At 69.3% G+C, this 16,991-nt stretch carries 17 protein-coding genes; 5 read left to right on the top strand and 12 right to left on the bottom strand.

Translation table 11 applies throughout. The annotated features are described in order from the left end of the window. Nucleotides 1–25: 25 nt before the first annotated feature. Together JNB62_RS10270 and JNB62_RS10275 are read left to right on the top strand one after the other, a co-directional pair. Nucleotides 26–757, top strand: a complete 732-nt coding sequence (locus tag JNB62_RS10270; protein ID WP_220300776.1) for a glutamine amidotransferase — start codon at nt 26–28, stop codon at nt 755–757. 75 nt (nt 758–832) lie between these two features. Next, nucleotides 833–1,189: a hypothetical protein gene (locus JNB62_RS10275; RefSeq protein ID WP_220300777.1), complete on the top strand. Its 357-nt coding sequence runs from the start codon at nt 833–835 to the stop codon at nt 1,187–1,189. 20 nt (nt 1,190–1,209) lie between these two features. Here JNB62_RS10275 and JNB62_RS10280 read toward each other — a convergent pair whose 3' ends face one another. Together JNB62_RS10280 and JNB62_RS10285 are read right to left on the bottom strand one after the other, a co-directional pair. Then, on the bottom strand, nt 1,210–1,971 hold the full coding sequence (locus JNB62_RS10280; RefSeq protein ID WP_220300778.1) for an NAD(P)H-hydrate epimerase: 762 nt from the start codon (nt 1,969–1,971) through the stop codon (nt 1,210–1,212). After that, nucleotides 1,968–2,993, bottom strand: coding sequence for a YihY/virulence factor BrkB family protein (locus JNB62_RS10285; RefSeq protein WP_220300779.1), 1,026 nt, complete (start codon nt 2,991–2,993; stop codon nt 1,968–1,970). Before JNB62_RS10285 ends, JNB62_RS10280 begins: the two co-directional genes overlap by 4 nt. A gap of 133 nt (nt 2,994–3,126) precedes the next feature. Between JNB62_RS10285 and JNB62_RS10290 the strand changes: the two genes are divergently transcribed. After that, nucleotides 3,127–4,800: a GspE/PulE family protein gene (locus tag JNB62_RS10290; RefSeq protein WP_220300780.1), complete on the top strand. Its 1,674-nt coding sequence runs from the start codon at nt 3,127–3,129 to the stop codon at nt 4,798–4,800. A gap of 113 nt (nt 4,801–4,913) precedes the next feature. Here JNB62_RS10290 and JNB62_RS10295 read toward each other — a convergent pair whose 3' ends face one another. Genes JNB62_RS10295 through JNB62_RS19495 form a run of 10 tightly spaced genes read right to left on the bottom strand, consistent with a single transcriptional unit; the run spans nt 4,914 to nt 13,794 of the window. Further along, nucleotides 4,914–6,152, bottom strand: coding sequence for a type II secretion system F family protein (locus JNB62_RS10295; protein WP_220300781.1), 1,239 nt, complete (start codon nt 6,150–6,152; stop codon nt 4,914–4,916). A 1-nt stretch (nt 6,153) separates the two neighbouring features. Further along, on the bottom strand, nt 6,154–7,440 hold the full coding sequence (locus tag JNB62_RS10300; RefSeq protein WP_220300782.1) for a type IV pilus twitching motility protein PilT: 1,287 nt from the start codon (nt 7,438–7,440) through the stop codon (nt 6,154–6,156). Then, nucleotides 7,437–8,120 carry a type 4a pilus biogenesis protein PilO gene (pilO, locus tag JNB62_RS10305; RefSeq protein ID WP_220300783.1) on the bottom strand — a complete coding sequence of 228 codons (684 nt, stop codon included), beginning with the start codon at nt 8,118–8,120 and terminating at the stop codon, nt 7,437–7,439. The genes JNB62_RS10300 and pilO overlap by 4 nt, the downstream gene beginning before the upstream one ends. Further along, nucleotides 8,120–8,767: a hypothetical protein gene (locus tag JNB62_RS10310; protein WP_220300784.1), complete on the bottom strand. Its 648-nt coding sequence runs from the start codon at nt 8,765–8,767 to the stop codon at nt 8,120–8,122. Before JNB62_RS10310 ends, pilO begins: the two co-directional genes overlap by 1 nt. After that, nucleotides 8,767–9,849: a type IV pilus biogenesis protein PilM gene (pilM, locus tag JNB62_RS10315; protein WP_220300785.1), complete on the bottom strand. Its 1,083-nt coding sequence runs from the start codon at nt 9,847–9,849 to the stop codon at nt 8,767–8,769. Before pilM ends, JNB62_RS10310 begins: the two co-directional genes overlap by 1 nt. A gap of 27 nt (nt 9,850–9,876) precedes the next feature. Beyond that, nucleotides 9,877–10,761, bottom strand: coding sequence for a prepilin peptidase (locus tag JNB62_RS10320; RefSeq protein ID WP_220300786.1), 885 nt, complete (start codon nt 10,759–10,761; stop codon nt 9,877–9,879). A 3-nt stretch (nt 10,762–10,764) separates the two neighbouring features. After that, nucleotides 10,765–12,321 (bottom strand): hypothetical protein, encoded by a 1,557-nt coding sequence (locus JNB62_RS10325; protein WP_220300787.1) that lies wholly within the window; start codon nt 12,319–12,321, stop codon nt 10,765–10,767. 47 nt (nt 12,322–12,368) lie between these two features. Further along, on the bottom strand, nt 12,369–12,905 hold the full coding sequence (locus tag JNB62_RS10330) for a PilW family protein (protein ID WP_220300788.1): 537 nt from the start codon (nt 12,903–12,905) through the stop codon (nt 12,369–12,371). Continuing rightward, a complete protein-coding gene (locus tag JNB62_RS10335) occupies nt 12,902–13,363 on the bottom strand; it encodes a prepilin-type N-terminal cleavage/methylation domain-containing protein (protein WP_308291775.1) in 462 nt (153 codons plus the stop codon). Before JNB62_RS10335 ends, JNB62_RS10330 begins: the two co-directional genes overlap by 4 nt. Before the next feature lie 53 nt (nt 13,364–13,416). Next, the gene (locus JNB62_RS19495; RefSeq protein WP_220300790.1) at nt 13,417–13,794 is read right to left on the bottom strand and encodes a type IV pilin protein; all 378 of its coding nucleotides are present in this window, start codon (nt 13,792–13,794) and stop codon (nt 13,417–13,419) included. Between the two features lie 324 nt (nt 13,795–14,118). Here JNB62_RS19495 and JNB62_RS10345 point away from each other — a divergent pair, with 324 nt between their 5' ends. After that, on the top strand, nt 14,119–15,603 hold the full coding sequence (locus tag JNB62_RS10345) for an HNH endonuclease signature motif containing protein (RefSeq protein WP_220300791.1): 1,485 nt from the start codon (nt 14,119–14,121) through the stop codon (nt 15,601–15,603). 86 nt (nt 15,604–15,689) lie between these two features. Further along, nucleotides 15,690–16,964, top strand: a complete 1,275-nt coding sequence (locus tag JNB62_RS10350; protein WP_220300792.1) for a Fic family protein — start codon at nt 15,690–15,692, stop codon at nt 16,962–16,964. Nucleotides 16,965–16,991 lie beyond the last annotated feature (27 nt).

Below are 16,991 nucleotides of genomic sequence, written 5' to 3' on the forward strand. Positions count from 1 at the left end.
CGCTCCCGCCCGTACGCTGGATCCCGTGAAGCCCTTCGTGCTGCTCGCGACGCGGGCCGAGGACCTGCCCGCCGACGAGGAGTACGCGCTGTTCCTGCGGTACGCGGGGCTGCAGCCCGAGCAGCTGATCCGCGTGCGGCTGGAGGCCGGGCCCATGCCACGGCTCGACCTCGGCGCACTGTCGGGCATCTTCGTGGGCGGCGGCCCGTTCAACGCCTCGGATCCCGTCGATAAGAAGTCGGCCGTGCAGCGGCGGGTCGAGGCGGAGTTCGCGGCACTGCTCGATGAGGTCGTGGCTCGCGACTTCCCCTTCCTCGGCGCCTGCTACGGCATCGGCACCCTCGGCGCGCATCAGGGCGCCGTCATCGACCGCCGGCATCCCGAGCCGATCAGCGTCGTCCCGGTCACCGTGACCGACGCGGGAGCGACCGACCCGCTGCTGGCCCGCATGCCCCAGACGTTCGACGCGTTCGTCGGACACAAGGAGGCGATCTCGCAGCTGCCCGCGTCGGCGACGCTGCTGGCGTCGTCGCCGGACTGTCCGGTGCAGATGTTCCGCGTCGGCCAGAACGTGTACGCGACGCAGTTCCATCCCGAGCTCGACGTCGAGGGCATCACGACGCGCATCCACGCATACGCCGACCACGGCTACTTCGCCTCGGACGAGCTCGAGCTCACCCTTGCCGCCGTGCGGCGGGCCGCGGTGTCGCACCCGAGCCGCATCCTGCGCGCCTTCGTCGAGCGCTACGCACGCTGACACCTCTTCGCACGGGGTCGCGGCGGTGGTACGCTCCCCGCACACGCGCATCCGTCACCCGAATCGAGGTGCGTCATGAGCCCGAACAAGCTCCTCCTCGCCGCCGCCGTCATCGCCGTCGTCGCGGGCGCCGCGCTCCTGGCGCCGGGCGTCGCATCGGGCGTCGGAGGACCGCTGCTGCTGCCCGCGACCTCGCGCGTCGCGCCGGGCGTCGACGACACCGGCCCGGGGAACGGCAACGGCGAGGGCAAGGCGTGGGGGCACCACAAGGACGACCCCGGGTTCCCCGGCGGCAACGGCCGAGGACACGAGAAGGACTCCCCGGGCGACGGCAAGGCCTGGGGACACCACAAGGACGACCCCGGGTTCCCGGGCGGCAACGGCCGCGGGCACGAGAAGCCCACGCCCGGCGACGACGCGCCCGGCGGCTGACCCGCGGAGCCGCGCCCTCCTCAGCCGCGCGCGTCGATGACGCGCGCCACCTCGGCCTCACCCTCGGGCCGCTCGGGCTCCAGGCCCGCGCCGAGCCCGATGTCCACCAGCACGAGCTCGCCGGTGAGCTCGGGTCCGCGTCCGACGGCGAGCCCGGCCTTGACAGCGCCGAACGTGACGGTGAGGGATGCCGCCAGCACAGCGTCATCGGCGGCTCCGGTGTCGGGGTTCAGACCGCTCGGCAGGTCGACGGCGATGACGCGCGGCATCCCGCGGCGCGTCCCGGCCAGCGACTGCAGGATCGCGACCGCTTCGCGCGCCGTTCCGCGGAGCGCGCTGTCGCGCGAGGCGCCGATGCCGAGGATGCCGTCGAGCACGAGGGCGTACCGCGCGTCGCGCAGCTCGGTGAGCTCGACCCGGCGCGCACCGGCGGCCGTCGCGGCGGCGAACGCCCGCTCGTGGAAGCGGCTGCCCACGAGCAGCACGTCGACGTCGGCAAGGCCACCGAGCTGCGCGGCGGCGTACAGCGCATCGCCGCCGTTGTCGCCGGAGCCGGCCAGAACCAGCACGCGAGGGCGTCGGATGTCGGGGGCGTCCTGCAGCAGCGGCTCGAGCGCGATCGACGACGTGATGGGTGCGGCGGGAACGCCACCGAGCTCGGCGCGCACGACCTCGGCCAGCGCACCGGCCGCGCGCTGCATGAGCGGCGCTCCGGCATCGAGCAGCGGCCGCTCCGCGGAACGCACCTGCTCCGCCGTGTAGGTCGGCACGCGGACGCTCATGATGCCGCTTCGTCCCGGTGCTTCTCGATGCGGTCGCGGCGTTCCTCGTCGGCCTGGGCGCGGGCGTGCTCGAGCTCTTCGGTCGCCACCCGGACGGCATCCTCCGCCTGCCGCACCCGCCGCATCGCGAAGGTGGGTGAGCCGTGACGCTCACGCACCCGGTCGACCTGCTCGCGCTCGCTCACGATCACCCACGTCGAGGCCAGCAGGATCACCTGCGCCGACAGGTTGAGCCACAGCAGCAGCGCGATCAGCGCGGCGAACGAGGCGAGGAGCGGATTGGAGCCGGCGCCGCTGACGAAGAGCCCCGACAGCTGCTGCAGCACGGTGAGGCCGACCGCGCCGAGGAACGCGCCCGACCACAGGGAGCGCGGTCGCGCGCGCACACCGCTGAGCGTGACGAACGCGAGGGCGATGATCGCCATGTCGAGCGCGAACACGACGACGAGCGAGACGCCGCGCGTCGCGAGCCGGGCGAGGTCGCCGCCGATCCCCAGCCAGTCGAGCACGGCCCCGACGAACGACGTGCCGACGAAGGTGGCCCCGGCCGAGAGCACGAAGCCGCCGCCGATCGCGGCGGCCAGCAGCAGGTTGCGCAGCAGCACCCAGAGGAAGAAGACGTCGTCGTGCACCTTGTCGGCGAGGGTGCGGATCGCCGCCCGCAGCGAGCCCACGGCGCCGATCGCGGCGCCGACCAGACCGACGAGGGCGATGATGCCCGCGACGGTGAACCCTGCGGGCGCATCGATCTCGGAGACGTCGACGACGCCGCCCTTGCCGACGAGCCCGGGGATGGCGGCATCCACGGCAGAGACGAGCGATCGCAGCGCCTCGGGGTTCCCGGCCAGCCAGATCGCGGCGATCGAGAAGCCGAGCAGCACGCCGGCGAAGACCGAGAACAGGGCCCGGTAGGTCACGCTGTCGGACAGCATGGGTCCGCGGCGCTCGGAGTAGTGCAGCCACACGCGCACGAGCCGGAGAGAGAGCGCCCAGGCCGTGACCTTCTTGATCCACTCCGCCATGAGCGCCACCCTACCCAGCGACGCGCGCGACGCGGTGAGGGTTGACGCCGAGGCCTCCGGACCCTAGGACCGGCGGCACCCGCCCGGATCGAGACGCGCGCCGTAGTATGTCCCTGGGGATTGGGGAATCACTATGCGGGGTCTTGCACAGACGCTCGTGCTCACCGGAGCCGTACGCGCCGCCGACATGTCAGCCGCCATCGCGCAGGCGGGCGGGGCCGACGGCCCCGAGCTGCAGCAGCTGCTGGTGAGCCAGAAGCTCGTGACCGAGGGCCAGGTGGCCGAGGCGATCGCCCTGCACACGGGGCACCGCTACGTCGATCTGGCGAACATCCCGCTCGATCCGAACGTCGTCGCGCTCGTGCCGGGCACGCTGTGCCGCAGGTACGGCCTCATCCCGGTCGACCGCCGCGGCGACCGCCTGACGGTGGGGGTGCTCGACCCGACCGACATCGTGGCGCTCGACGATGTGGCGAGCATCACCGACCTGTTCGTCGAGCCCGTGGTGGTGGCGCAGGATGCGCTGGCGCAGATGTTCGAGCGGTTCCTCCGGTCGGACGAAGAGCTCAGCGAGCTGTCGATGACGATCGAGGATCAGGCCGAGGCGAACCAGGCGGCGTTCACCGAGACGCTCGAAGAGCAGGACAACGACGCCCCGATCGTGCGGTTCGTGAACCTGCTCATCGCGCAGGCGATCAACGACCGGGCCAGCGACATCCACGTCGAGCCCGGCGAGAAGCAGCTGACGGTGCGGTTCCGCATCGACGGCGTGCTGCACGAGATGCAGAAGGCCGACCGCGCGATCCAGGACGGGATCATCTCGCGCCTGAAGATCATGTCGTCGATCGACATCGCCGAGAAGCGCAAGCCGCAGGACGGGCGGCTGTCGGTCGCTCACGAGGGTCGCCAGGTCGATCTGCGCGTGGCGACGCTGCCGACGGTGTGGGGCGAGAAGATCGTCATGCGCATCCTCGACAACACCGGTCAGGTCATGACGATGCGCGACCTGCTGTTCTCGAGCACGAACGAGAAGCGGTTCCTCGAGGCGATCTCGAAGCCCCACGGGATGATCCTCGCGACGGGCCCGACCGGGTCGGGCAAGTCCACGAGCCTCTATACGGCGCTGCGCGCGATCGCAAACCCGAAGATCAACGTCATCACCGTCGAGGACCCGGTGGAGTACCGCATCCCCGGCATCAACCAGGTGCAGGTCAACAACCGCGCCGGCCTGACGTTCTCGACGGCGCTGCGCTCGATCCTGCGGTCGGACCCCGACGTCGTGCTCGTGGGCGAGATCCGCGACTTCGAGACCGCGAACATCTCGATCGAGGCGGCGCTGACCGGCCACCTCGTGCTCTCGACGCTGCACACCAACGACGCGCCGTCGGCGCTCACGCGCCTCACCGAGATCGGCTGTGAGCCGTTTCTGGTGGCCACGGCGCTCAGCGCGGTGATCGCGCAGCGCCTGGCGCGCCGGCTGTGCATGCGCTGCCGGGAGCCGCTCGTCGAGACCTCGGAGGTGCTGTCGTCGCTCGGGTTCCCCCACGACCCCGACGACGTGCCCCAGCTGTTCCAGGCGGTGGGGTGCCCCGCCTGCAGCGGCACGGGCTACCGCGGCCGCGTCGCGCTGCACGAGATCATGACGCTCAACGACGACATCGAGACGCTCGTCGTGACGCGCGCGACGGGCAGCGAGATCCGGCAGGCCGCGCTGCGCGACGGCATGGTGTCGCTCCGCGACGACGGCTGGTCCAAGGTCGCGCAGGGGCTCACGACGATCGAAGAGGTGCTCCGCGTCTCGGTGTAGCGCGCGGGTGCGGCGCGTTTCGTCTGCGGGCGCCAGAGCGCCCTCCGCTCAACGACCGAGGACCCGGTCGTTGAGCGGAGCGACGAAGGAGCGAAGACGAAACGCCCAGGAGGTCAGGCCTGCTTGGCGAGCTCGCCGTACAGGGTGAAGATCGGCAGGTACAGCGAGATGACCATGCCGCCGATGACGATGCCGAGTCCCACGATGAGGATCGGCTCGATCGTCGACGACAGCTGCGCGGTGGCGGTCTCGACCTCGTCCTCGTAGAAGTCGGCGATCGACGACAGCATCTCGACGAGGGTGCCGGACTCCTCGCCCACCGACACCATCTGCGGCACCATCGCCGGGAACACGTCGGCCTTGGCGAGCGGCGCGGCGAACGACCGCCCCTGGCGGATCGACTCCTGCACGTCCCGGACGGCCTGCTCGATCTTCCAGTTGTTCGAGGCCTGTCCGACGATCGCGAGCGCCTGGATGATCGGCACGCCGGCGTTCAGCATCATCGACAGGTTGCGGGCGAACCGGGCGACGGCGATCTTGGTCGTCAGCTTGCCGAAGACCGGCATCTTGAGCTTGATCGGGTCGACGAAGCGCCGATACTGCTCGGTGTGCCGGTTGGCCCGCCACCAGATGACCGCGACGATGACGACGAGCACGATGGTGGGGATGATCCACCACATGTTCTTCGAGATCGTCACGAGGATCTGCGTCGGCAGCGGCAGCTCCGACCCGAGTCCCTTGAACATGCCCTCGAAGATCGGCACCACGAAGGTGACCATCACGAGCACGCCGATGATGGCGATGACGAGCACGATCGCCGGGTACGTGACGGCGGCGCGGATCTTGTTATGCAGCTCGGCTTCGCGCTGGTAGTTGTCGGCGATCGAGCCGAGCGCGCTGCCCAGGAAGCCGCCCGCCTCGCCCACCTTCACGATCGAGAGCATGAGCGGCGGGAACGTCTGCGGATGCCGCGCGAGAGCTGCCGAGAACGACGAGCCGGACTCGACGTCCGCCTGCACCTGGACGAGGGCGGGCTGCAGGCGCTTGTCGTCGGTCTGCTCGATGAGGATCGCGAGGGTCCGCATGAGCGGCAGGCCGGCATTGATGAGGCCCGCCATCTGCCGCGAGAACACCGCGAGTGTGCGCGCCGACACATGCTTGGTCGACCCGGGCAGCTTGATGTCGCGGTTGAGGCCCGTGTTGGACTTGAGCGTCACCTCCAGCGGCGTGAGGCCCTGTGCCTTGAGCTTGCCGGTGACGGCGGATTCGCTCGCCGCCTCGATGGTGCCCTTGACGACGGATCCGCCGCGCGGGTCGACCGCGCGGTACACGAATTCCTGCACGACGGCCATGTCAGATCCTCTCCGGCCAGCCGGTGGCGTCATCGGCCCAGTCGATGTCGCGCGCGGTGGGATCGACGCGCCCGCCGACGGTGGGGGTGCCGAAGCGTGAGCCCATGCCGATGCCGGTTCCGGCGGCGGCATCGGCCGGGGTGGATGCCGCCACCCCGCCCTGCCGCCACTCCCCGGCGTGATGCGCCCAGTCCTCGGCATCGAGGTCTCGGGGCTTGATGTAGACGCCGTCGAGGCTCTTCGGATCGACCGCGAAGTCCATCGCGACGTTGCGCGCGATGGTGCCCTCGGCGACGAGGCGGCGCAGGTCCTGGTCGAGGGTGTGCATGCCGACCTCGGATCCTGCCTGCATGGCGGAGTAGATCTGGGCGACCTGGCCCTCGCGGATCATGTTCGCCACGGCCGGGGTGTTGATGAGCACCTCGGTGGCGATCGTGCGCCCGTCGGTCTGCGCGAGCGGCAGCAGCGTCTGGCTGATGATGCCCTGCAGCGTGTCGCCCAGCTGGGTGCGGATCTGGTGCTGCTGGTCGGCCGGGAACACGTCGATGATGCGGTTGATGCTCTTCGCGGCACCCTGCGTGTGCAGGGTCGACAGCACGAGGTGGCCGGTCTCGGCGGCAGAGAGGGCGGTCGAGATCGACTCGGGGTCGCGCAGCTCGCCGATGAGGATGACGTCGGGGTCCTGCCGCAGCACCCGGCGCAGGGCTTCTGCGAACGAGTTCGTGTCGCGTCCGACCTCGCGCTGGTGGATGAGCGCGCGCTTGGACTCGTGGTGGAACTCGATCGGGTCCTCGATCGTGATGATGTGCGCGGGCACGAGCTGGTTCACGATGTCGACCATGGCGGTGAGCGTCGTCGACTTGCCCGAGCCGGTGGGGCCGGTCAGCAGCACGAGTCCGCGCGGACGCAGGGCGAGGTCGGCGGCGATGGCGGGCGCGCCGAGCTCTTCGAGCGAGTACACCCTGTCGGGGATGTACCGCAGGGCGATCGCGATCGACCCGAGCTGGCGGAAGACGTTGGTGCGGAACCGGCCGATGCCCGGGGTGGCGTGGGCGAGGTCGACCTCACCGTTCTCCAGGAACTCCCGACGCTGCTGCTCGCTCATGAGGTCGAACGCCGTGCGCTCGACCCACTCCGCCGAGAGCGCCTCCGGGTAGCCGGGCACCGGCACGAGGTCGCCGTCGATGCGCAGCAGGGGCGGCGCGCCCGCGGTGACGTGCACGTCCGACGCCCGGTGGCGCGCACCCCGCGCCAGGAGAGTCTCGAAGTCGAGGTCTTCCATCGTCATCGCCCTCCTTCCGAGCTGCTCACGCCGTCCACGTAGGTCAGCGCCGTGATCTGGAGGGCCACCGTGCCCTCGCCCGACTGCGTCGAGGTGGCGGTGATGCTCGACAGCAGGCGGGGTCCGGCGCGCAGCGCGTCGAGGAACGCGGTCGCCTGCGCCATGTCGCCGGCGGTGGCGCTGATCGTGAAGTCGACCTGCTGCCGCGAGTCCGTGGCCGTCGGGGGCGCCGGGGTGGCGGCATCCCCCGTCGCCGTCGTGTCGGCGGCGGCGTCGGTCGCGGCGGGCGTCGGCTCGGGGGCCGGCGTCGCGGCGGCGTCCGGATCTTCGACGCCGGTGCGTGCGACGAAGGCCACCTGCTCTCCGGCGGTGACAGCGGTGAGCTGCACGCCGGTGTCTTCGGCGGCGCGTCCGACGACCTCGAAGACGTCGTCGAGCTGGCCGTCGGCCGGGATCTGCGCGCGCAGCTGCGCGACGTCGGCGTTGATCTGGTCGAGGTTCTGCTGCTGCTCGGTGAGGCTGTCGACCTGTGCCTGATAGATCGTGTTGGTGTTCGCGACGGTGGCGGTCTGCGCGTCGACGCCGACCGCCTGGAAGTACAGCGGCAGGGCGACGAGGAACACCCCCAGCGCGATGACGCCGAGCGACACGATGAGGCCGATGGCGGTTACCAGGTGCTTGGGCATCACTCGCCTCCTTCCGTCGCCGCGTACTCGTTCGAGTACACGGTCTGGTCGAACTGCACGGTGAGCTGGTACGCGTACCGGCCTTCGGAGATCTGGCTCGAGGTCACCGACTGGCCGTCGGCGAACAGCACGCCCTCGACATCGCGCAGCGACCGGATGATCGCGACGATGTCGAGCGGTGTCGCGCTGTCGATCGAGATCGTGCCGACAAGGCCCTGCTCGGCGGCGGGATCATCGCCCTGCGGAGCGCCCCCGACCGCCAGGTCGAAGCCCGTGAGGGTGGCGTCTGCGGGAAGGATGCCGGTGACCTCGGCGATCACCGGCGACCAGGCGAGGTCGGCGGCCATGGCCTCGGCCCGGAACTCCGTGAGTTCGGACTGCGTCGACAGCGCCTGGCTGACGTCCGAGAGGGCGGCGATCTCGCCGAGGAGCGCGTTGGTCTTGGTCTGCTCGGCGACGAGCCGCTGGTCGGCCACGAACTTGAGCGCGAACGCGCCCGCGATGATGAGCAGGGCGACGACGATCGCGCCGAGCACGATCCACACCCAGAGGTTGACGAGCTTGTCGCGTTCGCGTCGGGCGACCTCGCTGCGCGGCATGAGGTTGACGCGGGGAGCGCCCGCGAACGGAACAGGGATGGCGGTCATCAGTGCACCTCCCCCAGTGCGATGCCGACGGTGCCGACGAGGTTGAGGGCGACTTCGCCGGCGGGCGGCGGCGTCGACATCGAGATGACATCGCCGACCGACACGACCTGCAGGGGTGTGTCGATGGCGGCGGACAGCGCCGGCATGACGCCGTCGACGATGGCTCCTCCCCCGGTGACGAACACGCGCGAGAGTGGCTCCGACGTGGCGCGGCCGGCGAAGAAGGCGAGCGTCGAGCGCAGGCGGGCAGCGAGGTCCGAGACGCCCGGCGGCGTGTTGGCGCGGATCGCGCCGCGCGTGCGGCCCTGCGTCGCGAGCCCCGCGCCGTTGCCTGCGGGGCTGCCGACGGTGCCGCCTGCGGCTGCGCCGGCGACTCCGCTCCCGACTCCACTCGCGACGGTGGCGAGCTCGAGTTCGGGAGTGGATGCCGCCACCGTGTGCCTGCGGACGGCCGCGGTCGCCACGTCGATGGGCAGCAGGCGCACGAACTGCGGTACGCCGCGGCGCGAGATCACGACCTGCGTCGTGTGGTCGCCGATGTGGACGGTGGCGACGGTCTCTTCGGCTGCCGCGAGCGGCGCCGTGACGCGGGCGAGTCCGAACGCGGCGAGGTCGACGGCCTGCGCCTTGACCTTCACCTTCGAGAGCGTCGAGATGATCTGCTCGATGTTCTCCGACACGGCGGCGACGAGCAGGCCCGACACCTGGTCGCCGGTCTGCGAGAGCGGAAAGAAGTCGAGCACGGCCTGGCTCGCGGGCACCGGGAGGAGGTCCTGCACCTGATACGGAAGCGCTTCGCGCAACAGGTCGGGGCGCATGGCCTGCGTGGTGTACTCGCGGACGAGGATGCGTCTGCTGGCGACGCCGAGCACGGCATCCTTGCTCTTGAACTTGGCCCCGGTCCACAGCTGGCGCAGGGCGACGGCGACGGCACCGGCATCCAGCACTTCGGAGTCCTTCGCGGCGTCAGCCGGCAGCGGCACCTCGCCGTAGGCGATGAGCTGGGGTCTGCGGCCGAGCGAGAGTTCCGCTGCGCGGACGCTCTCTTCGGTCACCTCCAGCCCGACGATCGTCTTCCCCATGATTTCCCTCTCCCCAAGGTTCGCCGGTCAGGTCCCGACGAAGAGATCCACGTACCATCGCCCGACGGCTTCGCCGGCGAACACTCCCGTCCAGGCGCCGAGGATCATCCACGGTCCGAACGGGATGGCGGTCTTGCGTCCGGCACGGCGCAACAGCATGAGCGCGATGCCGAACACTCCCCCGTACAGGAACGCGGCGAACGCTCCGACGGCGAGTGCGCCCCAGCCGATCCAGCCGAGGTAGATGCCGACCACGCCGGCGAGCTTGACGTCGCCGCCGCCCATGCCGCCCGGCCGGGCGAGGCGCAACAGCGCGTAGAACGCGTAGAGCACGGCCATGCCGATCGCCGCGCGCAGCAGGGATCCCCAGTCCCCGGTGAGTGCAGCCGCGACCGGGAACAGGATGCCGGCGACGAGGTAGCTCGGAAGCACGATGCTGTTCGGCAGCCGGTGCGTGTCGAGGTCGATCAGCGTGAGGACGATCGAGATGGCGGCGAAGTACAGGAACGCGACGATGATGAGCGCGAGCGCGATGCCTTCGGTCGTCGAGCCACCGACGGTCTCGGTCGTTGAGCGACCGACGAAGGAGGAAGACGAAACGCCCAGGACCGCCGGATACGTCAGTCCCACCCACGTGATGAGCGCGAACGCGACGCCGGTGACGGCTTCGACGATCGGGTAGCGCGGCGAGATGGGCGCCTTGCAGTTCGCGCACCGCCCGCGGAGGACGATCCACCCGACGACGGGGACGTTGTGCCACGGCTTGATCGCCGCGTCGCAGTGCGGGCACCGGCTCTCACGCATCAGCGACACCTTCGCCGGTACGCGATACGCGACGACGTTGAGGAACGACCCGATGAGGAGGCCGAACACCCCGGCGATGACGACGAGGAAGATGATGAAGGACTGCATCCGCTACTGCTCTGACTGGTAGACGAGGTCGCCGAGACGGTACACCTTGACGGTCTCGGTCACGACGTCGTCACCTTCACCGCGCACCTTGCACCCGAGTTTCTCGAATGCCGGCGGCCATTGCATCAGTGCGCATGTGTAACTCGCTGCGCCGATGAATGTCACGCCACTCGTGTCGTTTGAATAAAGCTGTCCCTTGAAGCTTGTCTTCACGTTGCCATTCAGGCCGCAAGGCGAATAAATCATAAGACGGGCGTTGAGCGTGAGGCCCGCGTCGACATCGAAGTTGTCACGCTGATTCCCGTTGCCGCACGTGGGTGCGGTGTCTCCCGCGACGAGATCGCGGCTGTTGTCTTCGTGGAGGAAGACGAGCTGACGATCACCCGCGAGACTACCCTTGACTGTGATGTTCGAGACTTTCGCTGGGGGCATGAGGAAAGCCGCATCGCGCAGCAAGTCGTAGCTTCCCGTCGGCAGCGTGACATTCGTATGGACGGACGAGCAACCCGTGTAATCGAACACGACGGGATCCGCGCTGCCCGCCGCCGTGAGTCGGCTCATGATGTCAGCTGAGGTCAAGGAACACGCCACGACGGGACTGGCGCTCCAGCCTGAGGCGCGGTCTAGGTCCATCCAAGCGGTCACCGTCCGGATGAATTCGAGTGTCGGATCGAAGGCCGGTGGGGCAGTGGAGGGCGACCGAACCGCTGTCGGATCCACGACCCACTTGCTGCCGACGGAGATTGTGCCGCCCGCCGTCATGTCGCCCCAGACGTGCCCGTCCGTCGAGCCCGTGTTGGTCAGACTGATGTTGCGGCTCGCTTCGATCTTCCCGGAGTCCGGATCTGCCGAGGTGCCGATCGTCGTCCCGTTGGCGGTGAACGTGACGTCTGCAGGGTGGGTGCCGCCCGTCACCGCACCGCCGGCCTTGACGTTGCCCGTGATCGTGATCCGTTGCGAGGACCCGTCAACGTCGCCGTACGTCCAGACGTCGCCCAGGACAGTGCAATCTCGACTGAATGTGGCGGTGCCTCGCGTCACGTAAAGGTCGCCGTTCAAGGTGCCGTCGGCCGCGCACGTGTAGTCACCGCTGCGGACCACGATGTCACCCGCGTACGTACCCCGGAGACTCACGCCGTTGGCGTAATAGGCCAGCACGCCGCCGGCTTGCTGTTCCCAGGACACAATCCACGGGTACACAGAGTCGATGGTCGCGGTCGACCCGTCCAGTCCGGTGCCGATCGAGCGGATGACGACCCAGCTGTTCTCGGTCGGGCACGCAGTCCCCGTGATGCTGTCGTAGTCCGTCGGCTGTGTCCCTGTCGACGTACGAACTGCATAGGTGAACTGCGGTGTCGAGCCCGACCCCGACAGGTCAGTCGCGACGCACCCGTCCTTCAGCGCCGCAACGGCGGCATCACGGCCGGATTCGGCGGCGATGAAGGCCTGCGTGTTCGACTTGTTGTCCGCATTCGCCCGAATCGAGAACAGCACAGTGGCGGCAATAATAGTCGCGACGACGAATCCCACCAGCATCACGACCACCACCGTGACCAGCACGGCGCCTGAGTCATCGCTCGGGCGGCGCGACGGCGATCGGAAGAATCTCACCAACATGGGTTGTCGGCCTCCGCTCCTGGAGTTGACCGCACAGACGCTTCTCCATTGAAGCGAACCGGTGCGGATTCCGTCCTGATATCGAACGTGTATGTCACCGTCTTGCCAGGCACGGTTTCCGCGAAGACGGCGACAGGACCGGCCCCACCACTGCGCTGAACTACATCCTGTTCCCACGAAGCCCATGACGACGATGCGCCGAGCGGTCCGGCACCTTCGCTCATGAGCGACTCTCCCGGGGCCAACCGAAAGCCCTGACACGAACGCGCTCCGCCAAGGGACGTCCACACCCAAAGCTCGGTCCCGCCGGATCCGGCGACCTTGAATCCCAGCGCGTTTCTCATCGCTTTCTCAATGCTCGAGCCGATGAGTTGCCCGCGGGTGGTGGCCTCCGATGTCGTCGTCACGTCCTCCTGCGCGAGCCACGCGTTGATAAGGACAGTCCCGACGCCCGTGAGCACCAGTAACGAAACCGTCATCGCCACGATCAGTTCGATGAGACTGAGGCCGCGCTGGTCATTGGTCATGAGCACGTGAGTGCCGCCTTTGCGCCATCGACGAAGATCAAGGCGTCGACGGCTGCCAGCTCACGCCCCGCCTGAACCGCCGCCAGGTGAAGCGAGATCGTCGTCCCCGCCGCGTCAGGACAGCTGACGCACAACCCCGGTGTACCCGAAGTGGTGAAGTCTCGGCCACCGCCATCTTGGTACACATGGCTACCGGCTGCGGCGCCGATCGAGGTGCAGGACCCACCGTCGCGCGCCTGCTCGACGAGGGCGTTGAGTTGACGAGTCGCCGTCGCGACTGTCGACTGTTGCGAGGAGAAGACGATCCCCTGCCAGAGCACGGGAATGAGCGCAATCGCAATGATTCCCAGAATCACCATCGCGATCACTACTTCGACAAGGCTGAACCCCGCAGCGTCCGCGCTACGACCCCTCATCCGCCCACCTCCCCAAGTGGCAGAATCCCCAATCCCCGTCATGCCTCTGGGGCCGAAGGGTCAGCGCCCTCGGCCCCAGGGTGAGCGGGACTAATTCAGTCGCAGCCTGGACCGCTAGAAGCTTCGACTGCCGCGTCGTCGACGCTTGTGGCGGTCACACACAGCGTGTCGAGGTCATCGCCCACGATTTCGAAGGTGAACTCATCGTTGTTCAGGTCGGCTGCCACCGGAAGTGTTTCATCATTAGCGATCGCCGACGCCACTGACGTCGCGCCGTTCGCGGCTGCGGCGGCCGTCGCGTTGACCAGTGCGGTGTGCTGAAGGTTGCCAATGATCGGGATGGCGATCGCGACAAGGATGCCGAGGATCACCACAACGATGATGAGTTCGATAAGCGAGAAGCCGCCGTCGCGACCCTCCTCCTCGCGGCGAGCGCGCTCAGCCTCGAGGTAGTTCTTGATAGTTGCACGCATGGCGTGTCTCTCCCCAGTGTGAGTTGATTGGTCAGCTCTAACCGACCGGCACCCCAAGTGACGGTCCCCAAACACCCCAGTTACAAATCCCAGACTCTGTTAGAGCTGGGCTTGAGACACACGCGCAGGCGTGAATCCCCTCCCACGTCAGAGCATCACGGACGCTGTGCCGCAAAGTCAATGACGACGCATGCAGTCTTCCCTCAAGACTTGCTCAAGGGGCCCGTCGCCGGCTCGCGCGGGCACCCGCCTGAGCGCGGCTTCGCCGGCAGGTACGAATCGCACATACCCGCGAATGTCGGAGGCCCGGCGTACCTTGGACTTGTGAGTATTTCATCGAACCACGAGGACGACCTCGAGTGGCGCGCCGAGCATTCTCACGACTGGATGTACGCTCCCGATCCCCGAGAAACCGCGCCCACGCACCCCGACGATGCCCTGTTCGCGCTGGAGTCAAGCGGCGAGGCGCACGTCGTCGCCGCGGTCGCGCTCGAGGGGCTGAACGTGCGGGCACGCGTGCTCATCGCAGACCAGTTCGCGGCGATCGCAACGATCCTGAGGGATGCCGCCGCCTGCCCCGATCCGTGGGTCGGACCCGATCCGACCCTTGATCCCGCGTGGCGCGACCCGCAGGAGCGGACGCCGGCGCAGGTGCGCGCCGAGCGCAGCGACATCGCCGTGCGCGCGGCTGCGCTCGACCTCTCGGTGAGGCTGGGACTGTCGGAGGCGACCATCCGCAGACGCGCGCACGACGCCGACACCCTGCAGCAGCGCTGTCCGAAGGTGTGGGCGGCCTTCCGGTCGGGCGCCGTCACCGACCAGAACGCGACCACGGCGGCCCAGCACGCCGCCACCCTCCCCGCCGACGACGCCTCCAGCTGGAGCGCGTTCGACGAAGCCGTCGAGCAATCCGCCCGCACCTCGACGCCGGCGCGGTTCCGTCTGCGCGCGAGGATCGTCCGCGAACGCGTGCACCCCGAGCACATCGATGTGCGCCACCAGCGCGCCGCCGCCGATCGCACCGTCTGGCTCACCGGCGAGCCCGACGGCATGGCGACGCTCAGCATCTTCGGCACCGCTGCCGACCTGCACCGTTCGCACCAGCTCATCGACGACCGCGCACGGCACCTGCGCGCTCAGCCCGACGAACAGCGCACGCTCGCGCAACTGCGCGCCGACGTCGCCGTCGACCTCCTGCGGGACGGCGACATCGAGGCCGCCGGCATCCCAACCGGAGCGATGGATGCCGCCGACCCGAGCCGCGACGACTCCTCGAGCGCCTCCCACGCCCGCCCGCGCCCGCGCGACGCGACCCGCCCCGCAGGCCGCCGGCGCGACGGTGTGTCGGTGGCGATCACGATCCCCGTCATGACGCTGCTCGGCCACAGCGACGAACCGGCCACGCTGCACGGCTACGGTCCGATCGACACCCAGACGGCGCGTCGGCTCGCCGGCGAGGCATCCAGCTGGGTCCGGATCCTCACCCACCCGATCACCGGAACGGTCCTCGATGTCGACCGAACCACCTACCGGGTGCCCAAGGCGCTCCGGCGATGGTTGGGCGTGCGCGATCCGGTCTGCATCTCACCGGGATGCACACGCCTCGCCCGCGACTGCGACATCGACCACCGCCTGGACTGGCAGTACGGCGGAACGACCGCCGACACCAACCTCGCGCCCCTGTGCGAACGACATCACGTCGTCAAGACGAAGAGCAGGATGAGGCTCTACCGCGACGACGTCACCGGAGCACGGTGGTGGGTGACACCGACCTCGCTGACCGTGCCCGTCGAACCCGCGCCGTTCTGAACGTTGACGCCTGACCGCGCTGATTAACGTTAGTGCTGTTAAAGTTAATTTGACCCCGAGGAGCACGACGGTCAGGAGGTGCGCACATGCCCACGTACGTCGAGCGCCTCTGGGACGCGCGCGATGCCACCCACCTCGGCCGCCGCGATCGCGCGGCCGGGCGCTACCTCGCGTTCGTCCCCGACGAGCTCGGACGCGAGCTGCCGCCCGTCGGTCCCGAGGCGCAGGCAGCGGCCGAAGACGCCCTCACCGTGCTCGCCCGCGCCGACGAGCGCATCGGCGCGCACGGCGCGTACCTGAACCACCTGCTCATCCGTTCCGAGAGCATCTCGTCGTCATGGATCGAGGGCAACCGCATCACCCCGAAGCGGCTCGCCATCGCCGAGACACTCGACACCGGCACGCGCGTCGCCCTCGACGTCATCGGCAACGTCCGCGCCACCGAAGCGGCCGTCGCCGCCCTCGCCGACCGCGAGCGCGCCGTCACCGCCGACGACATCGTCGCGCTGCAGCACGTCATCGAGCCGACGCTGCCGCCCGGCCTGCGCACCCAGCAGAACTGGGTCGGCGGCCCCGGCTGGAGCCCCCTGCGCGCAGACTTCGTCCCGCCGCCCGAGACCGAGGTGCGCCGACTCGTCGACGACCTCGCCGCCTTCGTCACCGAGACGACCGGCAACCCCGTCGTCCGCGCCGCCATCGCCCACGCCCAGTTCGAGACGATCCACCCGTTCATCGACGGCAACGGCCGCACCGGCCGAGCGCTCATCCACACGGTCCTGCACCGCGCCGACGCGCTGCGCGGCATCCTCATCCCCATCAGCACCGTCTTCGCCGGCGACACCGACGCGTACATCTCGGGACTCACCGCGTTCCGCGCCGACCCGCCGCGCCTCGACGACTGGATCATCGGGTTCGCTCAGGCCACAGAGCGCGCCGCGTCGAACGCCGTGCAGCTCGCCGCCGACGTCGCCCGCCTCGACGAGCAGATCCTCGCCGAACTCATCGCCTACCGCCGCAGTCGCGGCGTCTCACCGGCCGCCCCGCGCCGCGACGCGGTCGTGCTGCGCATCCTCGCCTCGCTCGCCGCCGACCCCGTGCCGACCATCGAATCGGTCGCGCGCACGCACGGCGTCTCGACCGTCGCCGCGCATCGCGCACTCACCGAGCTGGCGGATGCCGGCATCCTCGGGCGCACGAAAGACCAGCGCGGCCGCCTCATCTGCTGGACGGCCGACCGTCACCTCGCGCTCGTCGCCCTCACCGAGCGCAGCAACCGCGTCGGCGGCGGCGACACGGACCATCACCGCCCCACCGGCGGGCCTGCTGTCCCCGACGCCGCACACGTCGGACGGCTGCGCTGACGACCGGAGGCACCCCGGCGCGCCCTC

It is taken from the genome of Microbacterium jejuense, from assembly GCF_019511665.1.
GTDB classification, from domain to species: domain Bacteria; phylum Actinomycetota; class Actinomycetes; order Actinomycetales; family Microbacteriaceae; genus Microbacterium; species Microbacterium jejuense_A.